We start from the raw sequence: 16,636 nt of genomic DNA, 5'->3' as shown, positions 1-16,636 counted from the left end.
GGCGTAAATGTTATTGATGTTTTAATGATGCTTTCACTAGTGCTCAATCAACTAAAGAGTAATCAATTTAGTGAAAACTAAAAGTGTGGTTGAGCTCTAATAACATGACTATTTTTGATGTAATCTTTAACTTCGATTTCGCTTATGTATTAAGCGTCATTTGCAGTGGGGGGGTCTTATGGCCTTTTATACTCATTCGTATCCTCAATTAATAAACCCTTCAAAGGCTTTGTTTTACTTTCGAGTATAATGACGGTAGGTTATTTACCTTAGGTATTAACGAATTTTCAAACGGCTACTTACTTAGATTTCCCCTTTTAGATATCGCTATTTTATCCGCGGTGTATGTAACCCTGCGTTATTTTATCAAAGAGAAACCGACAGCTTATACCTACTTAATCATCGACCTTAGTGTTAAAGCCTTTTTAGCTCTTAGCATGTATCTAGTTATCAATATTCTATATAATTACACCTGCTGGTGGTTTTGGCGCTTTTATTCATCGGTCGTTATGTTTTTTGATTGGTGTATGATTGACGTACTAATCATTAATAGGGACTTTTTAGGCTTAATTAAGTTTAAAAGGTGGCTTTTCCAGCGAGCTTTATAAAGTCGGATTATTGATACGTTTATGGTAATGAACGTTTTGTTTCAATAAGTAAAATACTAAGCTAGATGTTCAGCTAACGGTGTTGTTTATTATTTTTGAGGTGCTTATTATTAGCGTTTATTTTTAAGATGGGTATCACCTCTTTTTTATTAGATGTGAGAATTGCTCATATAATCGGTGTGGTAATGCAATGGGGGTTCCTCATGGCATTTTTATATTCTTTAGTCTCATCTATCAATTCACGCTCTAAAGCATTCGTTATACTTTCATCGATTATGGCTATTTCGTATTTTCCAGGTGTTTTGTTCAACTACCAAACCATTACTAACCTTGACCTCGCTATATTAGACGCTATTACCATAGTGTTTTTAATTATTGCTCAATATTTTTATATCAAAGAGAAAACGGTTGCATTTATGTATCTTATGCTTGGGCTGAGTATCAATATATGCTTTGCTTTAATTATGTCTTTTGACTCTTACATTTTAGAAAATTACACCTATTGGTGGCTTGGGGGGTTGTATTCATCAGTTGTGACCATCTCTGGCTTAATCATGATTTTAGTGCTGTTTATAAATAAAGATTTTTTAAAAATTATTTATTTCAAAAACTTTATCCGCTTACTATGTGCTGATGAATTACACTGATGGATAATCTTTTAATCCCCCCAGAAGTATCAATCTATATCGGTGTGTTTGTGCAGTGGAGTTTTTTAATGGCTTTTTTGTATTCATTAGCCACTAGCATAAATAATCCACAAAAACAGGCTGTGTGGTTATCTTTAGTTATGGTGGTTTCTTACTGCTTAAGTACTATTATAGATATTTACAATTTTAGTTACATAGAGCTATTTTGCTATGATGTAATCACTTTATTTTTTATTTTATTCCTGCGGTATTATCTACCTGAAAAGCGCATATCTACTTACTTATTATTTGGCTTGAGTATCAATTCGTTGTTGTTTTTAGCTATGCATATAGATGTGTTTGTACGTGGTAATTACGAACCTTGGTGGTTTTGGTCTTTATACACAGTCGTTATCAATATTATGGATATCATCATGGTTAGTATTTTTTTCATAAAAAAGGATTTTTTAAGGTTTGTGTATGTTATTGATAAATTAGCAGGCTTTATTATGAGGGCGAAGCAAGGTGGCTGATATCCTTTGGGGACTTGTTGATTTAGGATACAACGTAGGTATTTTATTTACGTGGTTTTTTCTTATTGCCTTTTTGTACAACTTATCGGCAAGTATCAATAAGCCAGATAAAAGTAGGGCACAGCTTTCATTTATTATGATGGTATCTTACATAGCTAGTTTGTTTATGGACACATATACTGCAACACCGCACTTAAATTATTTTTATTATGATGCTGTAACTATCCTTGTTTTACTTCTGTGGCGTAATTTTATCGCACAGGCTATACCTACGCCCTTTTATTATTTAATTGTAGGGCTAAGCTTTAATGCTTGCTTATTTTTAGGTATGCATTACGACATTGTTATACAGGGTACACTTTACTATTGGTGGTTTTGGACCGTATATATTTTTGGCATGTATTTTAGCGATTTCACAATGGCACTTGTGCTAATTATAAATAAAGATATTTTAGGTTTACTTAGGCTTAGGAGATATTTGACATTATTTATAGAAAGGCTGAGGGAGTGAGTGAAATTAATTATTGTTTTGTGGTATTCCCTACGCCTTGAAAGTGTAGATAGCTGTACAATTGTTACTTTTCAGGCGTTAAGGTTTCATGATTGATTTAATGTTAAATACCAATATAACCTTCTACATAGGTGTATTTGTACAATGGGGCTTTTTAATGGCTTTTTTGTATTCACCTGCCAGCTCAATAAATAACGCTGATAAGAGCAAAGTTTGGTTAACATCAATCATGGCTCTTTCATATTCATCTAGCTTATTTATTGATATGGATTCGATAACCTACTTTGATTTTTTTCTTATTTGATGCTGTAACACTAGCTTCAATTGCTTTATGTGGTTTTTTATAAAAACTTGCACCTTGTACATTTATTTAATTGTTGGGTTAAGTATTAATACTTCTTTATTTTTTACTATGTACATAGACAACGATATTATGCATCACCAATGAGTATTGGTGGTTTTGGGATATTTATTTTGTAGGTGTTAATTTTATCGATTTACTTATGATTACAGTAAGCCTTTTAAACAAAGATGTTTTAGGTTTAGTAAAGCTTAAACATGGCCTATTTAGTCGCAATGAATTACAAGCTATGGGCGCACCTAAAAGTGCGCTTATTATGTTTAATTAGCTTATGTCGCCGCCTAGCTTTTCTTTTAAAGCATCAACTACAAGTGGGCTTACAAATTCGCTCACATCGCCATTATGGCGGGCCACTTCTTTAACCAGTGTTGACGATATAAATGAATTACGCTCTGAAGGTGTTAAAAACACACTCTCTAAATCTGGATTTAGGCGACGGTTCATGTTCGCGAGCTGAAACTCGTAATCAAAGTCAGACACTGCTCTAATACCACGAATAAGCACGTCAGCTTTATGATCGAAGGCTAGATCAGCAAGCAACCCCGAAAAACCAATTACTTTTACGTTATTTAAATGACCTAAAATGTTGTTGGCTAAATTCACTCGCTCTTCAAGGCTAAAACATGGTTGTTTAGATGGATTGTGAGCAATTGCTACAATCACAGTGCTAAACATTTTAGCTGCGCGCTGAATAAGGTCAGTGTGGCCATTAGTTAAAGGATCGAATGTGCCAGGATAAATTGCCGTAACGTTCATAAGTTTCACTAACTATTATTTTTTCAGTAGTCTATCAGTGTTTGCAGTACAAATCAGCTTAGCTCGTTTTTAAAATAGTAAATTATGATGGTATTTAAACCAGCCCGATTTGTTTATACTGCAAAGATTGTATTTATCGTAATGTAGTTTATAAGTTAATTTGAGTAATCGTATATGAATACTAAGGAAAAAATAATACACACCAGTATTTCATTGTTTAATGAACATGGTGAGCGTGCAATATCAACAAATCATATTGCATCGCATTTAGGGATGAGCCCAGGTAACCTTTACTATCATTTTAAAAATAAAGAAGACATTATCCGTCATATCTTTGCACTTTACAGCGAGCATTTAAATACTCACTTTAAACCGATACATGCAAACGATGATGCGTTTGAGCACTTAACAGCGTATTTAGACTCGTTATTTGAATTGATGTGGCGTTATCATTTTTTTTACGACAACTTGGGCGATATTCTCTCAAGGGATGATAGCTTAAAACAAGCGTATATTGGTTTTCAGTCAGCATTATTAGAGCAGGTTCGCCAAGTTATACTGGGCCTGCGTGATAACGAAATGATAGCAATAGAGGAGCAAGATGCGTTAGAGCTTGCCCATACTCTCAAACTTACCGTGAGTTTTTGGACACCTTACATCAAAGCGCGTAGACCTAGTGGCGCACTTGCCGAGCAAGATATCTACCATGGTATTTTAAAAGTGCTGACTTTATTCAGAGCTTATAGTACTGATAAAAGTCTTAATAAAATGAATCAACTGCGTGAAAAGTACACCGAACTTGCACAACACGCCCCAAGTGTTGCTTAGCGCTATTTTTCTGGTTAGTTCCTAGACGCAAAATTTTTTGATATAATCGCGCGCCCAATGCCTGGGAGCGCGAATTCCCGCAGTCTAAGAGTGAACTATGCTTAAATTTATCGTCAAACTACATCCTGAAATTGCCATTAAAAGCCGTTCGGTACGTAAACGCTTTACTAAAGTGTTAGAAAATAACATTAAAATTGTATTGCGCCGTGTTGACGAAAAAGTACAAGTTAGAAATAACTGGGATAACATTTCAGTTGTTACTAAATTGGTAGATGAGCAAACACGCCTAGACTTTATTGACAGCCTCCAACGTATTCCTGGAATTGTGCAGTTTATTGAAGTGACCGAAACTGACTTCACTACGCTTGACGATATCTATAAAAAAACCATAGACCTAGTAGGGCATACCATTGTTGGCAAAACATTTTGTGTTCGCGCTAAACGTATCGGGCAACATGATTTTACTTCAACAGATTTAGAGCGTTATGTGGGTGGTGGTTTAAACCAGCACGTGGAAGGTGCGCGCGTTAAGCTAAGCCGCCCAGAAGTTACTATTCGCCTAGAAGTAAAAGATGATAAAGCTTACATAGTTACGCAAACCCATCTGGGTATGGCGGGCTTCCCACTGCCAACTCAAGAAGACGTGCTTTCGCTTATGTCGGGCGGTTTTGACTCTGGTGTAGCAAGTTATCAAATGATCCGTAAAGGCGCTCGTACGCACTTTTTATTCTTTAATTTAGGTGGTGCAGCCCACGAAATTGGTGTTAAGCAAGCAAGTTACTATTTATGGAAAAAGTTTAGCTCTACTCATAAAGTTAAATTTGTAACTGTTGATTTTGAACCTGTTGTTGCTGAGATTTTAGAAAACGTCGAAAACAGCCAAATGGGTGTTGTACTAAAACGTATGATGATGCGTGCAGGCAGCCAAGTGGCTGAAAAACTAAACATTCAGGCACTTGTAACAGGTGAAAGTATTGGTCAGGTTTCAAGTCAAACACTGGCTAACTTAAGTGTGATTGACCGCGTAACCGAAACGCTTATTTTGCGCCCGTTAATTCAGCATGATAAACAAGAAATTATTAATATTGCGCGCCAAATTGGTACCGCAGAAATGGCCGAAACGATGCCAGAGTACTGTGGCGTAATTTCTAAAAAGCCAACGGTTAAAGCTAAAATTGATGTTATTAAAGGCGAAGAAGAAAAGTTCGACTTTGATGTGTTAAATACCGTAGTAGAAAATGCCCGTATTATGGATGTGCGCGACATTGACGTAGAGGCTAAGCAGGAGCTTAAAGAAGCTGAGTCGGTTGCTGATTTACCAGCTGGCGCAGTGGTTGTTGATATTCGTTCTCCAGAAGAGGAAGACGCAGCACCACTTGAAGTTGATGGCATTGAAGTTGTGCATTTACCGTTTTTCCGACTAGCGACTAAATTTGGTGATTTACCAAAAGACAAAGATTACTACCTATATTGCGATAGAGGTGTAATGAGCCAGTTACAAGCGCTTATTTTGCATGAGCAAGGCTTTGACACAGTTAAAGTTTATCGCCCATAAACAACAAACCTTAAGTAAAATATTTATGTAGGCGTGGTTTATACCACGCTTTTTTTTGCCTCAATTTTAGCAAGTAGCTCATTATTATAAGGTGTTTTAATATTATAAAGTTTGCCTTGCTGAGCGATATAGCCACAAATGGCTCTAATTTCGGTTGTTCTGTTATGAACAACATCTTGTTGCATAGATGAGTAATTATCGCAGGTTAGCTCCATTATTTTATAAGCGGTGTTTAAAGCTTTAATTAATGGAATATTAAGACCTTGGGCCCTAGCTATGTTGCAAGCTTCATTGAGAGCGTTAAAAATTACAGCATTGAATTTGGGTGCACGTAACTCACCATTTTTTACATTGTTTAGGGCGCTCAGGGGATTAATCGCAATATTAACAAGTAGTTTTTCAAAACGAAGCTGATGAATGTTATCAGTCCATTTAACGTTAGGTACTGCTTTGAATGCATTAGTGATGACTTCGTTATCTTGAAGCGCTAGGTTATTACAACCGCCAATAATACTTTGCCCCTCACCGGTATGTTGCACAATATACTGGTTAGATTTATACCCAGCCATGCTGGTGGTTAAAAAGTAGAGTGCTTGGTTACTATTGAGCTGATTACTTATTTCGTCAACATTTCCCATTCCATTATGCGAAAGAACGACAGAGCAACCTTTAGGTAAAAAAGGTTTTACTTGAGCAAAGGCATCGGGTACCTGAAAGGCTTTAACCGTAAATAATACAAGATCAAATTCACTGTTTTTATTTAGCTGATTTAAAGAAATAAACTGTGCGTTGATTTTTTTAGACGCATTATTGCCACGGCTATAAAAACGTGTGTTTGTAGAGGGGTTACGAGTTAACACCGTTATACGGTTAGATGCGCTTAAAAAATGGCTCAGTAATAAGCCTATAGCGCCATCACCAACAATTAAAATATTAGCCATAAGGATTCTTTTTTCGAGGGGTAAAAATAATACGAATTAAAAAGTAGCTAGCGGCACCAGCGAAGTCAGCTAAAAAATCTCCCAGTGATGCTTGCCTGTAGGGAAGGGCATCTTGCATAATTTCTATAGCAGCACCATAACCCGCCAATAGCATTATTTGGACGTATAAAGGCAGTTTAAACGCTTTATCCATAATGATCGCTAAAACGAAAAAAATCCCGAAGTGGGCGACTTTATCAACATGTGGAAATAAATTAACTACTCCCCCTTTTACTTCCTTTGCAAATAAAAAAGTAAAAGCCACTATGCTGATTAGAAAAATTGCTTGATAAACACGCCTTGTCACGACAGATCCTAAAATCGCTTAAAAAAGAATCGCCAGTATATCAAACTAAATTAGTATCGCACCTGAACAACACGCAGAAAAATGTAAAGATTTATAATTTTAGCGTTATAATTGCCGCATTAAATTAAGATTAAATAGTTAGGAGAAATCAATGCCTTCATTTGATATTGTATCTGAAGTAGAAATGAACGAAGCAAAAAATGCGGTTGACAATGCCAATCGAGAGCTAGAAACGCGTTTTGATTTTAGAGGCGTAGACGCATCAATAGAGCTAAATGACAAAACAATCAAACTAAAAGCAGAAGCTGATTCACAAGTTATGCAATTGTTTGATATTTTAGCCGGTAAAATATCTAAACGTGGCATGGATGTAGCGAGCTTAGAGCTTCAAGATATTACACGTGCGGGTAAGAATGTTTTTCGTAACGTTGCCCTAAAGCAAGGTATTGAAAAAGACATGGCAAAAAAAGTAGTTAAAGCCATCAAAGATTCTAAAGTAAAAGTACAAGCTGCAATTCAAGGTGAAGAAGTACGTGTAACAGGTAAAAAGCGCGACGATTTACAAGCAGCTATGCAAGTAGTACGTACTGCTGATTTAGGTCAGCCTTTTCAGTTTAAAAACTTCCGTGACTAATTATTTAAAACGTTTTTGTTATAAATAAATCCTTTCTAACCTGAGCTAAATATAAGCTCAGGTTAAACAAACTTTTAAAATTTCTCTAAAGCCCTTAAAAACCTACTGTTATAAACAATTAAGTGACTATACTTATTAGTATTATTAATGTTTTGGTTTGGATGTATTGATGAATTGTTACAAATTTTTCTTATTTATTGTTTTTGTACTTTTTAGCAATTCGAGCCTAAGTAAAGCAATTGATGTAAACGTATTAGTTGAAGATGGCTACTTTCCTGTCATTATTAATGCTGAAAAACAGCAAGGACTGGCGCCAGAGTTTATTAAAATATTAAATAGCACGCAAAATGATTACAACTTTGTACTCACGTCATTACCTGTAAAGAGGTTAAGCAAGTCAGTTGAACAAAGTAAATTTGATGTTTTATTTTTAATGGCACTGCAATGGCTTCCGCCAGAGGCTCGAGAGGGGGTTACTCAAAGCAAGTTTTATGTCATTACTAAAAATGAATTATATGCACTTAAAAAAAACGCAAAAGATCAAAGCTACTTTGATGATTTACAGTCATTATCTAAAGCGGGTGTATTAGGCTATTCGTATCATTTTGCAAAGTACAATACCGATGCATATTACTTAAGCCAAGAGCATAATGTTAGCCTCACAGTCGATGAATTCAATGTAGTAAAAATGCTGTTATTGCAGCGATCAGATGTCGGTGTTTTAAATAATATTGCTTATCAATATTTTAAAAATAAAAAAATCTTCGATATGAGTTTGTTATATAAAAGCGAAACACCCGACGCCGTGTTTGACACTCATTTTTTAGTAAGTCGCAAGCAAAGCAAAATATCTGCATCTAAAATAGATTCAATACTTAATTCAGCAGCTACACAGCCCCGCATTATTGAGTTACTAAATAAATATTCTGTATCCTCTAGTATTAATGCATCCCAATAATAATTGTTTTTAGCTATATAGACGTCCGTTGACATTTGTAAACAAAATGCTCACAATAGCGGCATATTTTTAAGGTGCTTGCTTAGTGCTTATGCATTGGTTTTAAGGTATTGAAACTAACAGCAAGATAATCGGGAAGTTGGTGCGTATTTATGACAAAAACAATCCCAACACTGCCCCCGCAACGGTAAAGTACTTACACTTTTTAAAGGTGTTTACTGAGTCCGGAGACCGGCCTTAAAGTAATCTTAATTACTTAAATCTTTGCGGTGGGCAAAGATAGGGAACATCATGCTAAATAAAACTACTTTGGGCGTTGCTATTACTGCTGCGCTGTCATTTTCTGTGTCTGGTGCAGAACAATCAATTGAAAAAATTACCGTTACCGCCAATAAATTTGAGCAATCAATCAATGATGTTTTAGCAAGCGTAAATGTTATTGATCGTGCTGAAATAGATGCAAGCAACATACGCGACTTACCAACACTGTTAAGCAAACAGGTTGGTTTTCAGATTAACCCTAATGGTGGTTTTGGCCAAAACACGGGTGTATCTTTACGTGGTACAGGTTCTGGTGATACGTTAATTTTAATTGATGGTGTAAGAACAGGCTCCGCAACACTTGGCCAAAAAGCACTAAGTAACGTTCCTTTAAATAGCATTGAGCGTATCGAAATTATTAAAGGCTCACGTGCTGCTGTTTATGGCTCAGACGCACTAGCGGGTGTTATTAATATAATTACGCGAGAAGCTGATAATTTATCTTTAGATGCTACTTTTGGCTCAGACGCATACCAAAACTATCAAGTTGCGGGTTCTGTTAAATCGGCTGATGTGACCACCGCTTTTAATGCAGGTTTTGAAAAAACAGATGGCTTTGATGCATTACAAGGTGTAGCGCCCGATGACGATGGCTATGAAAATAAAAACCTTGGTTTTAAAGTAAATTACGCCGACGCGCATTACGGCGACTTTAAGTTGCTTGGTCAATACAGCGAAGGTTACGCAGATTACGATAGCCGCTTTAGCCCTGCAACGAGTACTGTGGAAACTAGTGATTTTAAAAATTATCAGCTTTCTGCTGGTTGGAATAAAAACTACATTAGTCAATCACACAGTATTGATATTGCTATTTCAACAGATGATTCACACGATATTTCAGCATATGGCGAAAATGATTTTATAACTAAGCGTGTGCAATTGGATTATAACGGTCAGTATAATTTATCAGAAGTACTTAATATTAGTGGCGGTGTTAACTGGTATAATGATGATGTAAGCCACAGTTCAACACAATATGATGTACAAGAACGTGATGTGTTAGCTGTATTTATTGGTGCATATTACAACGCTGAGAAAGTGTTAGCTAATTTAACTGTACGCCAAGATGATGATGAGCAATTTGGTGACGAAACGACTTACACTGTGGCAGCCGGATATCACTTATCTGAAGATGCAACCTTTAGAATAAGTCAAAGTACTGGTTTTAAAGCGCCTACCTTTAACGATTTATATTTTCCAGCCTTTCCAGGTTTTCCACCTTCATCTAACCCTGATTTAGAGCCTGAAAAATCATTAAATCGAGAGATCGGATTAAATGTAGATTTTGATGTAGCAAGTGTTGACGTTGCTATTTTTAGAAATGATATTGAGGATAAAATTTCTTTAGACACTAATTTCTTTCCTATTAACTTAAACGAAGCACGCTATGAAGGGGTTGAGTTTAGCCTTTCTCAGCAGTTTTATGGGTTTGATAGCAATATTAACTTTGCTTACTTAAGTGCAGAAAACAAAGAAACAGGCGCAGAATTACGTAACGTTGCTAAACGTACATTCAATTGGGAAGTAGCAAAACAGTTTGGTGCATTTGATGCAACACTAGATATGCAATACCGTAGTGACCGCCAAGGCGCTGTGACACGTTTAGGTTCTTACACACTTTGGAACTTAGCGGGTAATTACCAAGTAAATGAGCACATTGAAGTATCACTTCGTGTAGAAAATTTATTTGATAAAGAATACAACGCGGTTGATTCAAATGCTGATTTTACAACGGGTGAAGTGTATTACTACAACACACCAGAGCGTCGTTTTTTTGCAGGCGCAAGCTACCAGTTTTAGTCGTCTTTAATAACCTTTGTAGTTAAAGGTTTTTTAAGTTGATCTGAAAATACAAAAGCCCGATTTAAATCGGGCTTTTTAATGTGTAGCTAAATTTAACTACTTAAATTAACTGCTTAAATTAGTTACTCAGTTAAAAACTCTTTAAATACGGTTTCAAACTTGTGTAATTTAGGCGCAATTAAGATACTACAGTAACCCTGCTGTGGGTTTTCGTTGTAGTAATCTTGATGATAATGCTCTGCGGGGTAATACGTTGTAGCTGGGCTAACCTCTGTCACTATTGGCTTGCTAACATGGTCTTGTAGCTGGGCTATCATATTATTGGTTTGCTTTAACTGTGCGTCGCTATGGTAATAAACAACGCTTCTGTATTGGGTGCCTATATCGTTACCTTGGCGATTTAATTGCGTTGCATCATGCAAGGTAAAAAACATTGCTAAAAGTGTTTCAAAGCTCACTATAGCGCTGTCAAATTCAATCTTAACAACTTCTGCATGCCCGGTAGTACCTGTACAAACTGATTGGTAAGTTGGCGTGTTTGTTTCGCCGCCAGTGTACCCAGAGCTTACGCTTAATACGCCATTTACACGTCTAAATGCAGCATCTATACACCAAAAACAGCCGCCACCAAATGTTGCTACTTGCTTTGCTGAGCTCATAAATTATTCCTAAATGTGTATGGAGTTTAAAGGCGAGCATAAAATGAATGCGCCGTAACAACAAGGTTACGGCGCAATTAAGTGGTTAGATCTCTTCTAAAGGTTTAGCTAGTGCTTGTTTATCAAGTTTTTGTTGTAAAAACTCTGGTGATTGCGTGTTACGTGCTAATGCATAATATGCAGCTGGCACTACAAAAAGCGTTAATAGCGTTGATACTATAACGCCGGTAAATACAACAACACCAATTACCATTCGGCTTTCAGCACCAGGACCTGAGGCAAGTACTAAAGGTACTGAACTCATAACCGTGGTTAGCGAGGTCATAATAATAGGACGTAAGCGCTGAGTTGCTGCTTGCAAAATAGCTTCGCTAAACTCAACGCCTTTATCACGCAGTTGGTTAGTAAACTCGACTATTAAAATACCGTTTTTAGCGCTTAAACCTATGAGCATTACAATACCAATTTGGCTGTAAATATTCAGTGTAAGCCCTGTAGACCATAAGCCAAACATCGCACCCATTAAGCCAAGCGGTACAGTTAGCATAATTACAAACGGGTGCATAAAGCTTTCAAATTGCGCTGCCAGTACTAAAAAAGTAACCGTAAGAGCAAGTATAAATACGTAAGTCATCGCGGATGCACCTTCGTAATAAAGCTGGGATTCGCCTTTATAATCTATTGCGCCATCAATATCATTTTCTTGCGCAGCAACTTCATTTAAAAAATTAAGTGCTTCTTCTAATGTGTAGCCTTCAGCTAAATTAGCGCTCAATGTAATAGCACGCATACGGTTATAGCGGTTCAAACGCGATGCAGTTGCTTCTTCTTTTAAACTAATCAGGCTATCTAATGGCACGAGCTCATCGCTTCGCGATTTCAGATAAATATTTGAAATATCTGTAGGATTTGTAAAGTCTTCTTTAGTACCCTTTAAGATTACATCGTATTCTTCACCACGGTCAATAAAGGTGGTAACACGACGCTGACCGAGCATCGTTTCAAGGGTTGTGCCTACATCAGACACCGATACGCCTAAATCAGCCGCCTTATTTTTATCAATACTGACTAAAAACTGTGGAAATGTTTCTTTATAGTCGTGATCGAGTTTTAGTAACCCAGGGTTTTGTTCTGCACGTTTAATAATACGGTCGCGCCAATCAGCAAGTTGCTCGTAGTCATTGCCTTGTAATACAAATTCAATTGGCTGAGATATGCCTCTGCCGCCAATACCACGTCGCATAATGGCAAATGCGCGTACATCGGTAACTTCTTGCATTTTACCGCTTATTTCATCCATTACTTCCCAGGTAGAGCGTTTGCGTTTATCCCAATCAGCCATACCAACAATTGCGACACCACCGCTGCTACCAAAACCGGGTACTCGAACAAGTACACGGCTTAGTTCACCTGCTTCAGAATAGGGCATTAAGCGTTCTTCAATTTTTGCCATGTTAGCGGCATTGTTTTCGTAGCTTGCACCCTCTGGACCATTCATAAGTACAAAGAAAGTTCCACGGTCTTCTTTAGGTGTAAGCTCAGAAGGAACTTGTAAAAATAACGAGTAACTTACAAAGCCTGCTAATAATAGGCTTACCATTAAGCCCCATTTACGGGTTATATTGGTAGATAACGATTTGCGATAGCTAGCCTCTATTTTTGTAAACTGACGGTCCACCCATAAGTTAAATTTATTTGGTTTGTCAGATACTTTAAGTACTTTAGAGCAAAGGGCAGGGGCAAGTGTTAACGCGGTCACACTTGAGAAAAACACAGCTGCACTTACTGCCATTGCAAACTCTGTAAATAAAGCACCTATACGGCCATCCATAAATACCAGTGGCACAAACACCGATATAAGTACTAACGTGGTTGCTATAATTGCAAAACCTACTTCACGCGCACCTCTAAATGCAGCCAATAATGGTGGTTCACCAAGTTCGATACGGCGGTGAATGTTTTCAAGCATTACGATGGCGTCATCTACCACTAAACCAATTGCCAATACTAATGCAAGTAGGGTTAGTAGGTTGATTGAATAACCCATCGCAAGTAAAAACATAAAACTACCAACTAGTGCAACAGGTACAGTTACCGCCGGAATAAGTGTTGCTCTTATATTGCCTAAAAACAAAAATATAACCAGTACAACTAGCCCCATAGATATAGCTAGTGTGCTGTAAACTTCACTAATTGATTCTTTAATAAATACAGACGAGTCGTAGCTGTCCTGAATAGTTGTACCTTCGGGTAAATTACGCTTTATTTTTTCAAGCTCGCTGCGCGCATTATCAACTACTGTTAATGTATTTGCTTTGGCTTGTTTTACAATGCCTAAGCCAATCATGTTGCGACCATTACCGCGAAACAAGCTCTCGTCATCTTCAGCTTCTAGTTGTACGTCAGCAACTTCACCTAAACGTACTAAGTAACCTTCTTCACCGCGTTTTATTACAAGATTTTTAAAGTCGCGTTGATCTTTATAACTACGCGCAGTACGCACGGTAAAGTCGCGATCTATCGATTCAATTTCACCTGCTGGAAGTTCAACGTTTTCAGTACGTAGCGTATCTTCAATGTCGCTTGAGGTAATGCCGCGTGCAGCCATAGCTTGGCGATTTAGCCATATTTTCATGGCGTATTTACGTTCACCACCAATACGTACATTTGAAACACCATCAACTACAGCTAAGCGGTCAACAATAAATCGTTGTGCGTAATCAGATAGCTGCAATGAGTCCATTGAGTCACTGTTTAATACAAACCATACAATTGGGCTTTCGTCACTATTTGACTTAGATACCTCTGGTGGACGAACTTGATCAGGTAAGCTATCTAGTGCGCGCGCAACACGCTCACGTACATCGTTAGATGCAGCATCTATGTCGCGATTAATATCAAATTCAATTGTAATGTTTGAGCTTCCATTACGACTCGATGAATTAATACTTTTTATACCTTCAATGCCTGATATACGGTTTTCAATAATTTGCGTTATTTTAGTTTCTACGATTTCAGCGGAAGCACCTGTGTACTCAGTACTAATATTTACAATAGGGGTTTCAATATCGGGGTACTCTCGAAGTGGCAGCATAGAAAAAGCAACCAAGCCAAAAGTTAACAGCAGTAAGTTAATTACAATGGCAAAAACGGGGCGTTTAACGCTTGTATCAGTAATCTTCACGCATTACCCCTTTATGCTTACTTTACTACCAGAGCGAATTTTTATTAGCCCTTCAGTAACAATTTGCTCGCCATCGGTTAAGCCTTCGTCGATAGCCACCCAGCCATTGTTTCTACCGGCAACATGTACTTCAACTCGATTAGCTACACCATCAGTAATTTGAAATACAAAATGCTTATCTTGAAGTGGTATCACGGCTTTTTCTGGTACCATTAATGCTTGATTACTACTCAACTCAAGAGCTGTGTTAAGTAACATACCCGGTCTAAGCAGACCTGATTTGTTTGCAAAGCTTGCTGTAACTTCAACGCTGCGTGTTACAGAATCAATACGCGAGCTAATATGGGTTACTTTTCCCGTAAAAGCTTGATCCGGGTAGGCATCATTTTGAGTAAGTACTTTCATACCTACGTTAAGTTGAGATAAATATTTTTCTGGTACTTTAAAATCAACCTTAATGATACTGATATCATCAAGAGTGGTAATAATCGTATCGTTATTTACATACGCACCCACTGATATTTCACGTTTACCTAGTAAACCTGAAAAAGGCGCTGTGATTGTCATTTCGTTTAGTTTAGTTTTTGCGCTTTCTAGCTGTGCTTGTGTGGCATCAACACGAGAAAGCTGCTCTTCTAATAATGACTTCGCTGTAGATTGCGTACGTGAGAGTTCTGTGAGACGGTCCAATTGGCGTTTTTCTTCACGCAGGTTTATACCAAGCTCTTTAACTGCAAGTTGTTCTTGTTGGTTTTGTAGTTGTACTAATTTTTGACTTTTACTGACTAAGTCACCATCTTTAAAGTATATATCTGTAACATAGTCGTTTTGTGCACTTTTGATATAAATAGCTTGGTTTGCACGAGCACTACCAATAGCTTCTATCATCACTGCGTTTTCTTGAGAGGTAACTGTGTGCGCTGTTACCTGAGTTGACATTTTTGATAAATCGGCCTGTTCACCGTGGCTAGCGGGTAAATATAAGTAAACGCTAAATATTAAAAGTAGAGTAATAATAAATGGAAAGAGAGCTTTGCCTGATTGTCTTGAGTGCATTGATTTCATACCTGAAAATGAATTGTAAGTATTGTACGAAATAAGACCGGGAAAAGACGGTTATGTATCTCATAAATTTGTGCGTTAAGCGTAAAAATAAATAAGATTTATTCACTGTTCCTATTTTGTTTTGAAAAAACGGTAAATCTATGAAATTTAAAACCACTTGTAGTTTTTGTTTAACCACCAGAAAGGTCATTCTTTGGGCCGTTATTATGTTTGTATTTTATATGGTGTTTTATCAATATGGCTAAACCTAATAAAGCAATTAAATATCGTGCTCAGGGCGCCCGATATGCAATAGAAATTCTTATAGTAGGCGCAGTAGGGCTTGCCTTTATTATGCTGTTTAATTTGTTGCGGCCGGGCGAAATTAGCATACTTGAAATATTTTTAGTCAGTTTGTGTATAGCAGCTATTTTTGTTGGTTTCTTAAAGACTCAAGAGCCTTATTATAGCCTTGTTTTAAGTGACTCTGAGCTAACATATCACCATAAATATGGTCAGTGGAGTATGTCTTGGGGTAACTTTCATCACAGTGGGATCCCAAAGGTCGAGGATGGGATTGATTACTTAGAGCTTAATGCTGTTGGCGTTAAAGTAAACGATATAGATGAGTTTTTATCAAACATAGCCCCGCGAATTGCAGGCAAACTATTAATAGAACAGCGCAATTTATTTATGCAAGTTGTTCAAAAGCATTGCAAAAATGGCAATTGCCCGTCAGAATGGTTGATAGAGGATACACATTATATTTCCTTAAAGGGAAAGAGCTATACTGGACTTATAGCTATGTTTGCTAATAGAACTAAGCACCTTCAACTGTTAACAGGTTATGATTTATTATTACCTGCCAGTGTTTTAGATAGAGATATTTGGGCATTTAGTGCTAACTTAAATAAATGGAAGCGCCAGCCAAGTCAGTTTATAGCGTCGCAAATTAATAATTAAATTGC

15 protein-coding genes and 1 riboswitch are annotated in these 16,636 nt (G+C 37.1%); of the genes, 9 read left to right on the top strand and 6 right to left on the bottom strand.

Annotation, left to right across the window (positions count from 1 at the left end; all coding sequences use genetic code 11):
• The first annotated feature begins 811 nt into the window (after nt 1–811).
• The 3 genes from J8L73_RS10805 to J8L73_RS19335 all read left to right on the top strand — a co-directional run bounded on the left by J8L73_RS10805 (nt 812) and on the right by J8L73_RS19335 (nt 2,582).
• On the top strand, nt 812–1,255 hold the full coding sequence (locus J8L73_RS10805; protein ID WP_211016983.1) for a hypothetical protein: 444 nt from the start codon (nt 812–814) through the stop codon (nt 1,253–1,255).
• Nucleotides 1,255–1,767, top strand: coding sequence for a hypothetical protein (locus J8L73_RS10800; RefSeq protein WP_211016982.1), 513 nt, complete (start codon nt 1,255–1,257; stop codon nt 1,765–1,767). Before J8L73_RS10805 ends, J8L73_RS10800 begins: the two co-directional genes overlap by 1 nt.
• A 599-nt stretch (nt 1,768–2,366) precedes the next feature.
• Nucleotides 2,367–2,582, top strand: a complete 216-nt coding sequence (locus J8L73_RS19335; protein WP_247659630.1) for a hypothetical protein — start codon at nt 2,367–2,369, stop codon at nt 2,580–2,582.
• Between the two features lie 321 nt (nt 2,583–2,903).
• Here J8L73_RS19335 and coaD read toward each other — a convergent pair whose 3' ends face one another.
• A complete protein-coding gene (coaD, locus tag J8L73_RS10790; protein WP_211016980.1) occupies nt 2,904–3,395 on the bottom strand; it encodes a pantetheine-phosphate adenylyltransferase in 492 nt (163 codons plus the stop codon).
• Nucleotides 3,396–3,569: 174 nt separating this feature from the next.
• Between coaD and J8L73_RS10785 the strand changes: the two genes are divergently transcribed.
• A complete protein-coding gene (locus tag J8L73_RS10785) occupies nt 3,570–4,223 on the top strand; it encodes a TetR/AcrR family transcriptional regulator (protein WP_211000865.1) in 654 nt (217 codons plus the stop codon).
• A gap of 97 nt (nt 4,224–4,320) precedes the next feature.
• On the top strand, nt 4,321–5,778 hold the full coding sequence (thiI, locus tag J8L73_RS10780) for a tRNA uracil 4-sulfurtransferase ThiI (protein ID WP_211016971.1): 1,458 nt from the start codon (nt 4,321–4,323) through the stop codon (nt 5,776–5,778).
• 38 nt (nt 5,779–5,816) lie between these two features.
• On the opposite strand, the gene J8L73_RS10775 is transcribed toward thiI, so the two are convergent.
• Nucleotides 5,817–6,719, bottom strand: coding sequence for a 2-dehydropantoate 2-reductase (locus tag J8L73_RS10775; RefSeq protein ID WP_211000863.1), 903 nt, complete (start codon nt 6,717–6,719; stop codon nt 5,817–5,819).
• Entirely contained in the window at nt 6,712–7,065 is a 354-nt protein-coding gene (locus J8L73_RS10770; protein ID WP_211016969.1) for a VanZ family protein, read from the bottom strand. Before J8L73_RS10770 ends, J8L73_RS10775 begins: the two co-directional genes overlap by 8 nt.
• 151 nt (nt 7,066–7,216) lie before the next feature.
• On the opposite strand from J8L73_RS10770, the gene J8L73_RS10765 reads away from it, so the two are divergent.
• The 3 genes from J8L73_RS10765 to J8L73_RS10755 all read left to right on the top strand — a co-directional run bounded on the left by J8L73_RS10765 (nt 7,217) and on the right by J8L73_RS10755 (nt 10,778).
• Nucleotides 7,217–7,699, top strand: coding sequence for a YajQ family cyclic di-GMP-binding protein (locus J8L73_RS10765; protein ID WP_004588518.1), 483 nt, complete (start codon nt 7,217–7,219; stop codon nt 7,697–7,699).
• A 169-nt stretch (nt 7,700–7,868) separates the two neighbouring features.
• On the top strand, nt 7,869–8,657 hold the full coding sequence (locus J8L73_RS10760; protein ID WP_211016967.1) for an ABC transporter substrate-binding protein: 789 nt from the start codon (nt 7,869–7,871) through the stop codon (nt 8,655–8,657).
• An 88-nt stretch (nt 8,658–8,745) separates the two neighbouring features.
• Nucleotides 8,746–8,912, top strand: a riboswitch (cobalamin riboswitch).
• 36 nt (nt 8,913–8,948) lie between these two features.
• Nucleotides 8,949–10,778, top strand: coding sequence for a TonB-dependent receptor (locus J8L73_RS10755; protein WP_211016965.1), 1,830 nt, complete (start codon nt 8,949–8,951; stop codon nt 10,776–10,778).
• 125 nt (nt 10,779–10,903) lie between these two features.
• Here J8L73_RS10755 and msrA read toward each other — a convergent pair whose 3' ends face one another.
• The 3 genes from msrA to J8L73_RS10740 form a co-directional block, all read right to left on the bottom strand.
• The gene (gene msrA / locus J8L73_RS10750; protein WP_211016963.1) at nt 10,904–11,440 is read right to left on the bottom strand and encodes a peptide-methionine (S)-S-oxide reductase MsrA; all 537 of its coding nucleotides are present in this window, start codon (nt 11,438–11,440) and stop codon (nt 10,904–10,906) included.
• Nucleotides 11,441–11,525: 85 nt separating this feature from the next.
• Nucleotides 11,526–14,624, bottom strand: a complete 3,099-nt coding sequence (locus J8L73_RS10745; RefSeq protein ID WP_211016961.1) for an efflux RND transporter permease subunit — start codon at nt 14,622–14,624, stop codon at nt 11,526–11,528.
• A 3-nt stretch (nt 14,625–14,627) separates the two neighbouring features.
• The gene (locus J8L73_RS10740) at nt 14,628–15,680 is read right to left on the bottom strand and encodes an efflux RND transporter periplasmic adaptor subunit (protein WP_211016960.1); all 1,053 of its coding nucleotides are present in this window, start codon (nt 15,678–15,680) and stop codon (nt 14,628–14,630) included.
• 246 nt (nt 15,681–15,926) lie between these two features.
• Here J8L73_RS10740 and J8L73_RS10735 point away from each other — a divergent pair, with 246 nt between their 5' ends.
• The gene (locus tag J8L73_RS10735) at nt 15,927–16,631 is read left to right on the top strand and encodes a DUF2982 domain-containing protein (protein WP_211016957.1); all 705 of its coding nucleotides are present in this window, start codon (nt 15,927–15,929) and stop codon (nt 16,629–16,631) included.
• Nucleotides 16,632–16,636: the final 5 nt, after the last annotated feature.

The organism is Pseudoalteromonas sp. MMG006 (genome assembly GCF_018101025.1).
In the GTDB taxonomy this organism is placed as follows: domain Bacteria; phylum Pseudomonadota; class Gammaproteobacteria; order Enterobacterales; family Alteromonadaceae; genus Pseudoalteromonas.
Note: the sequence above shows the minus strand (reverse complement) of the source record. Positions and strands in the feature narration are given on the sequence as shown.

Bases quoted from the DNA above. Each gene is read 5' to 3' on its own strand.
- J8L73_RS10805 (WP_211016983.1), top strand. From the start codon at position 812: ATGGCATTTTTATATTCTTTAGTCTCATCTATCAATTCACGCTCTAAA.
- J8L73_RS10800 (WP_211016982.1), top strand. From the start codon at position 1,255: ATGGATAATCTTTTAATCCCCCCAGAAGTATCAATCTATATCGGTGTG.
- J8L73_RS19335 (WP_247659630.1), top strand. From the start codon at position 2,367: ATGATTGATTTAATGTTAAATACCAATATAACCTTCTACATAGGTGTA.
- coaD (WP_211016980.1), bottom strand. From the start codon at position 3,395: ATGAACGTTACGGCAATTTATCCTGGCACATTCGATCCTTTAACTAAT.
- J8L73_RS10785 (WP_211000865.1), top strand. From the start codon at position 3,570: ATGAATACTAAGGAAAAAATAATACACACCAGTATTTCATTGTTTAAT.
- thiI (WP_211016971.1), top strand. From the start codon at position 4,321: ATGCTTAAATTTATCGTCAAACTACATCCTGAAATTGCCATTAAAAGC.
- J8L73_RS10775 (WP_211000863.1), bottom strand. From the start codon at position 6,719: ATGGCTAATATTTTAATTGTTGGTGATGGCGCTATAGGCTTATTACTG.
- J8L73_RS10765 (WP_004588518.1), top strand. From the start codon at position 7,217: ATGCCTTCATTTGATATTGTATCTGAAGTAGAAATGAACGAAGCAAAA.
- J8L73_RS10760 (WP_211016967.1), top strand. From the start codon at position 7,869: ATGAATTGTTACAAATTTTTCTTATTTATTGTTTTTGTACTTTTTAGC.
- J8L73_RS10755 (WP_211016965.1), top strand. From the start codon at position 8,949: ATGCTAAATAAAACTACTTTGGGCGTTGCTATTACTGCTGCGCTGTCA.
- msrA (WP_211016963.1), bottom strand. From the start codon at position 11,440: ATGAGCTCAGCAAAGCAAGTAGCAACATTTGGTGGCGGCTGTTTTTGG.
- J8L73_RS10740 (WP_211016960.1), bottom strand. From the start codon at position 15,680: ATGCACTCAAGACAATCAGGCAAAGCTCTCTTTCCATTTATTATTACT.
- J8L73_RS10735 (WP_211016957.1), top strand. From the start codon at position 15,927: ATGGCTAAACCTAATAAAGCAATTAAATATCGTGCTCAGGGCGCCCGA.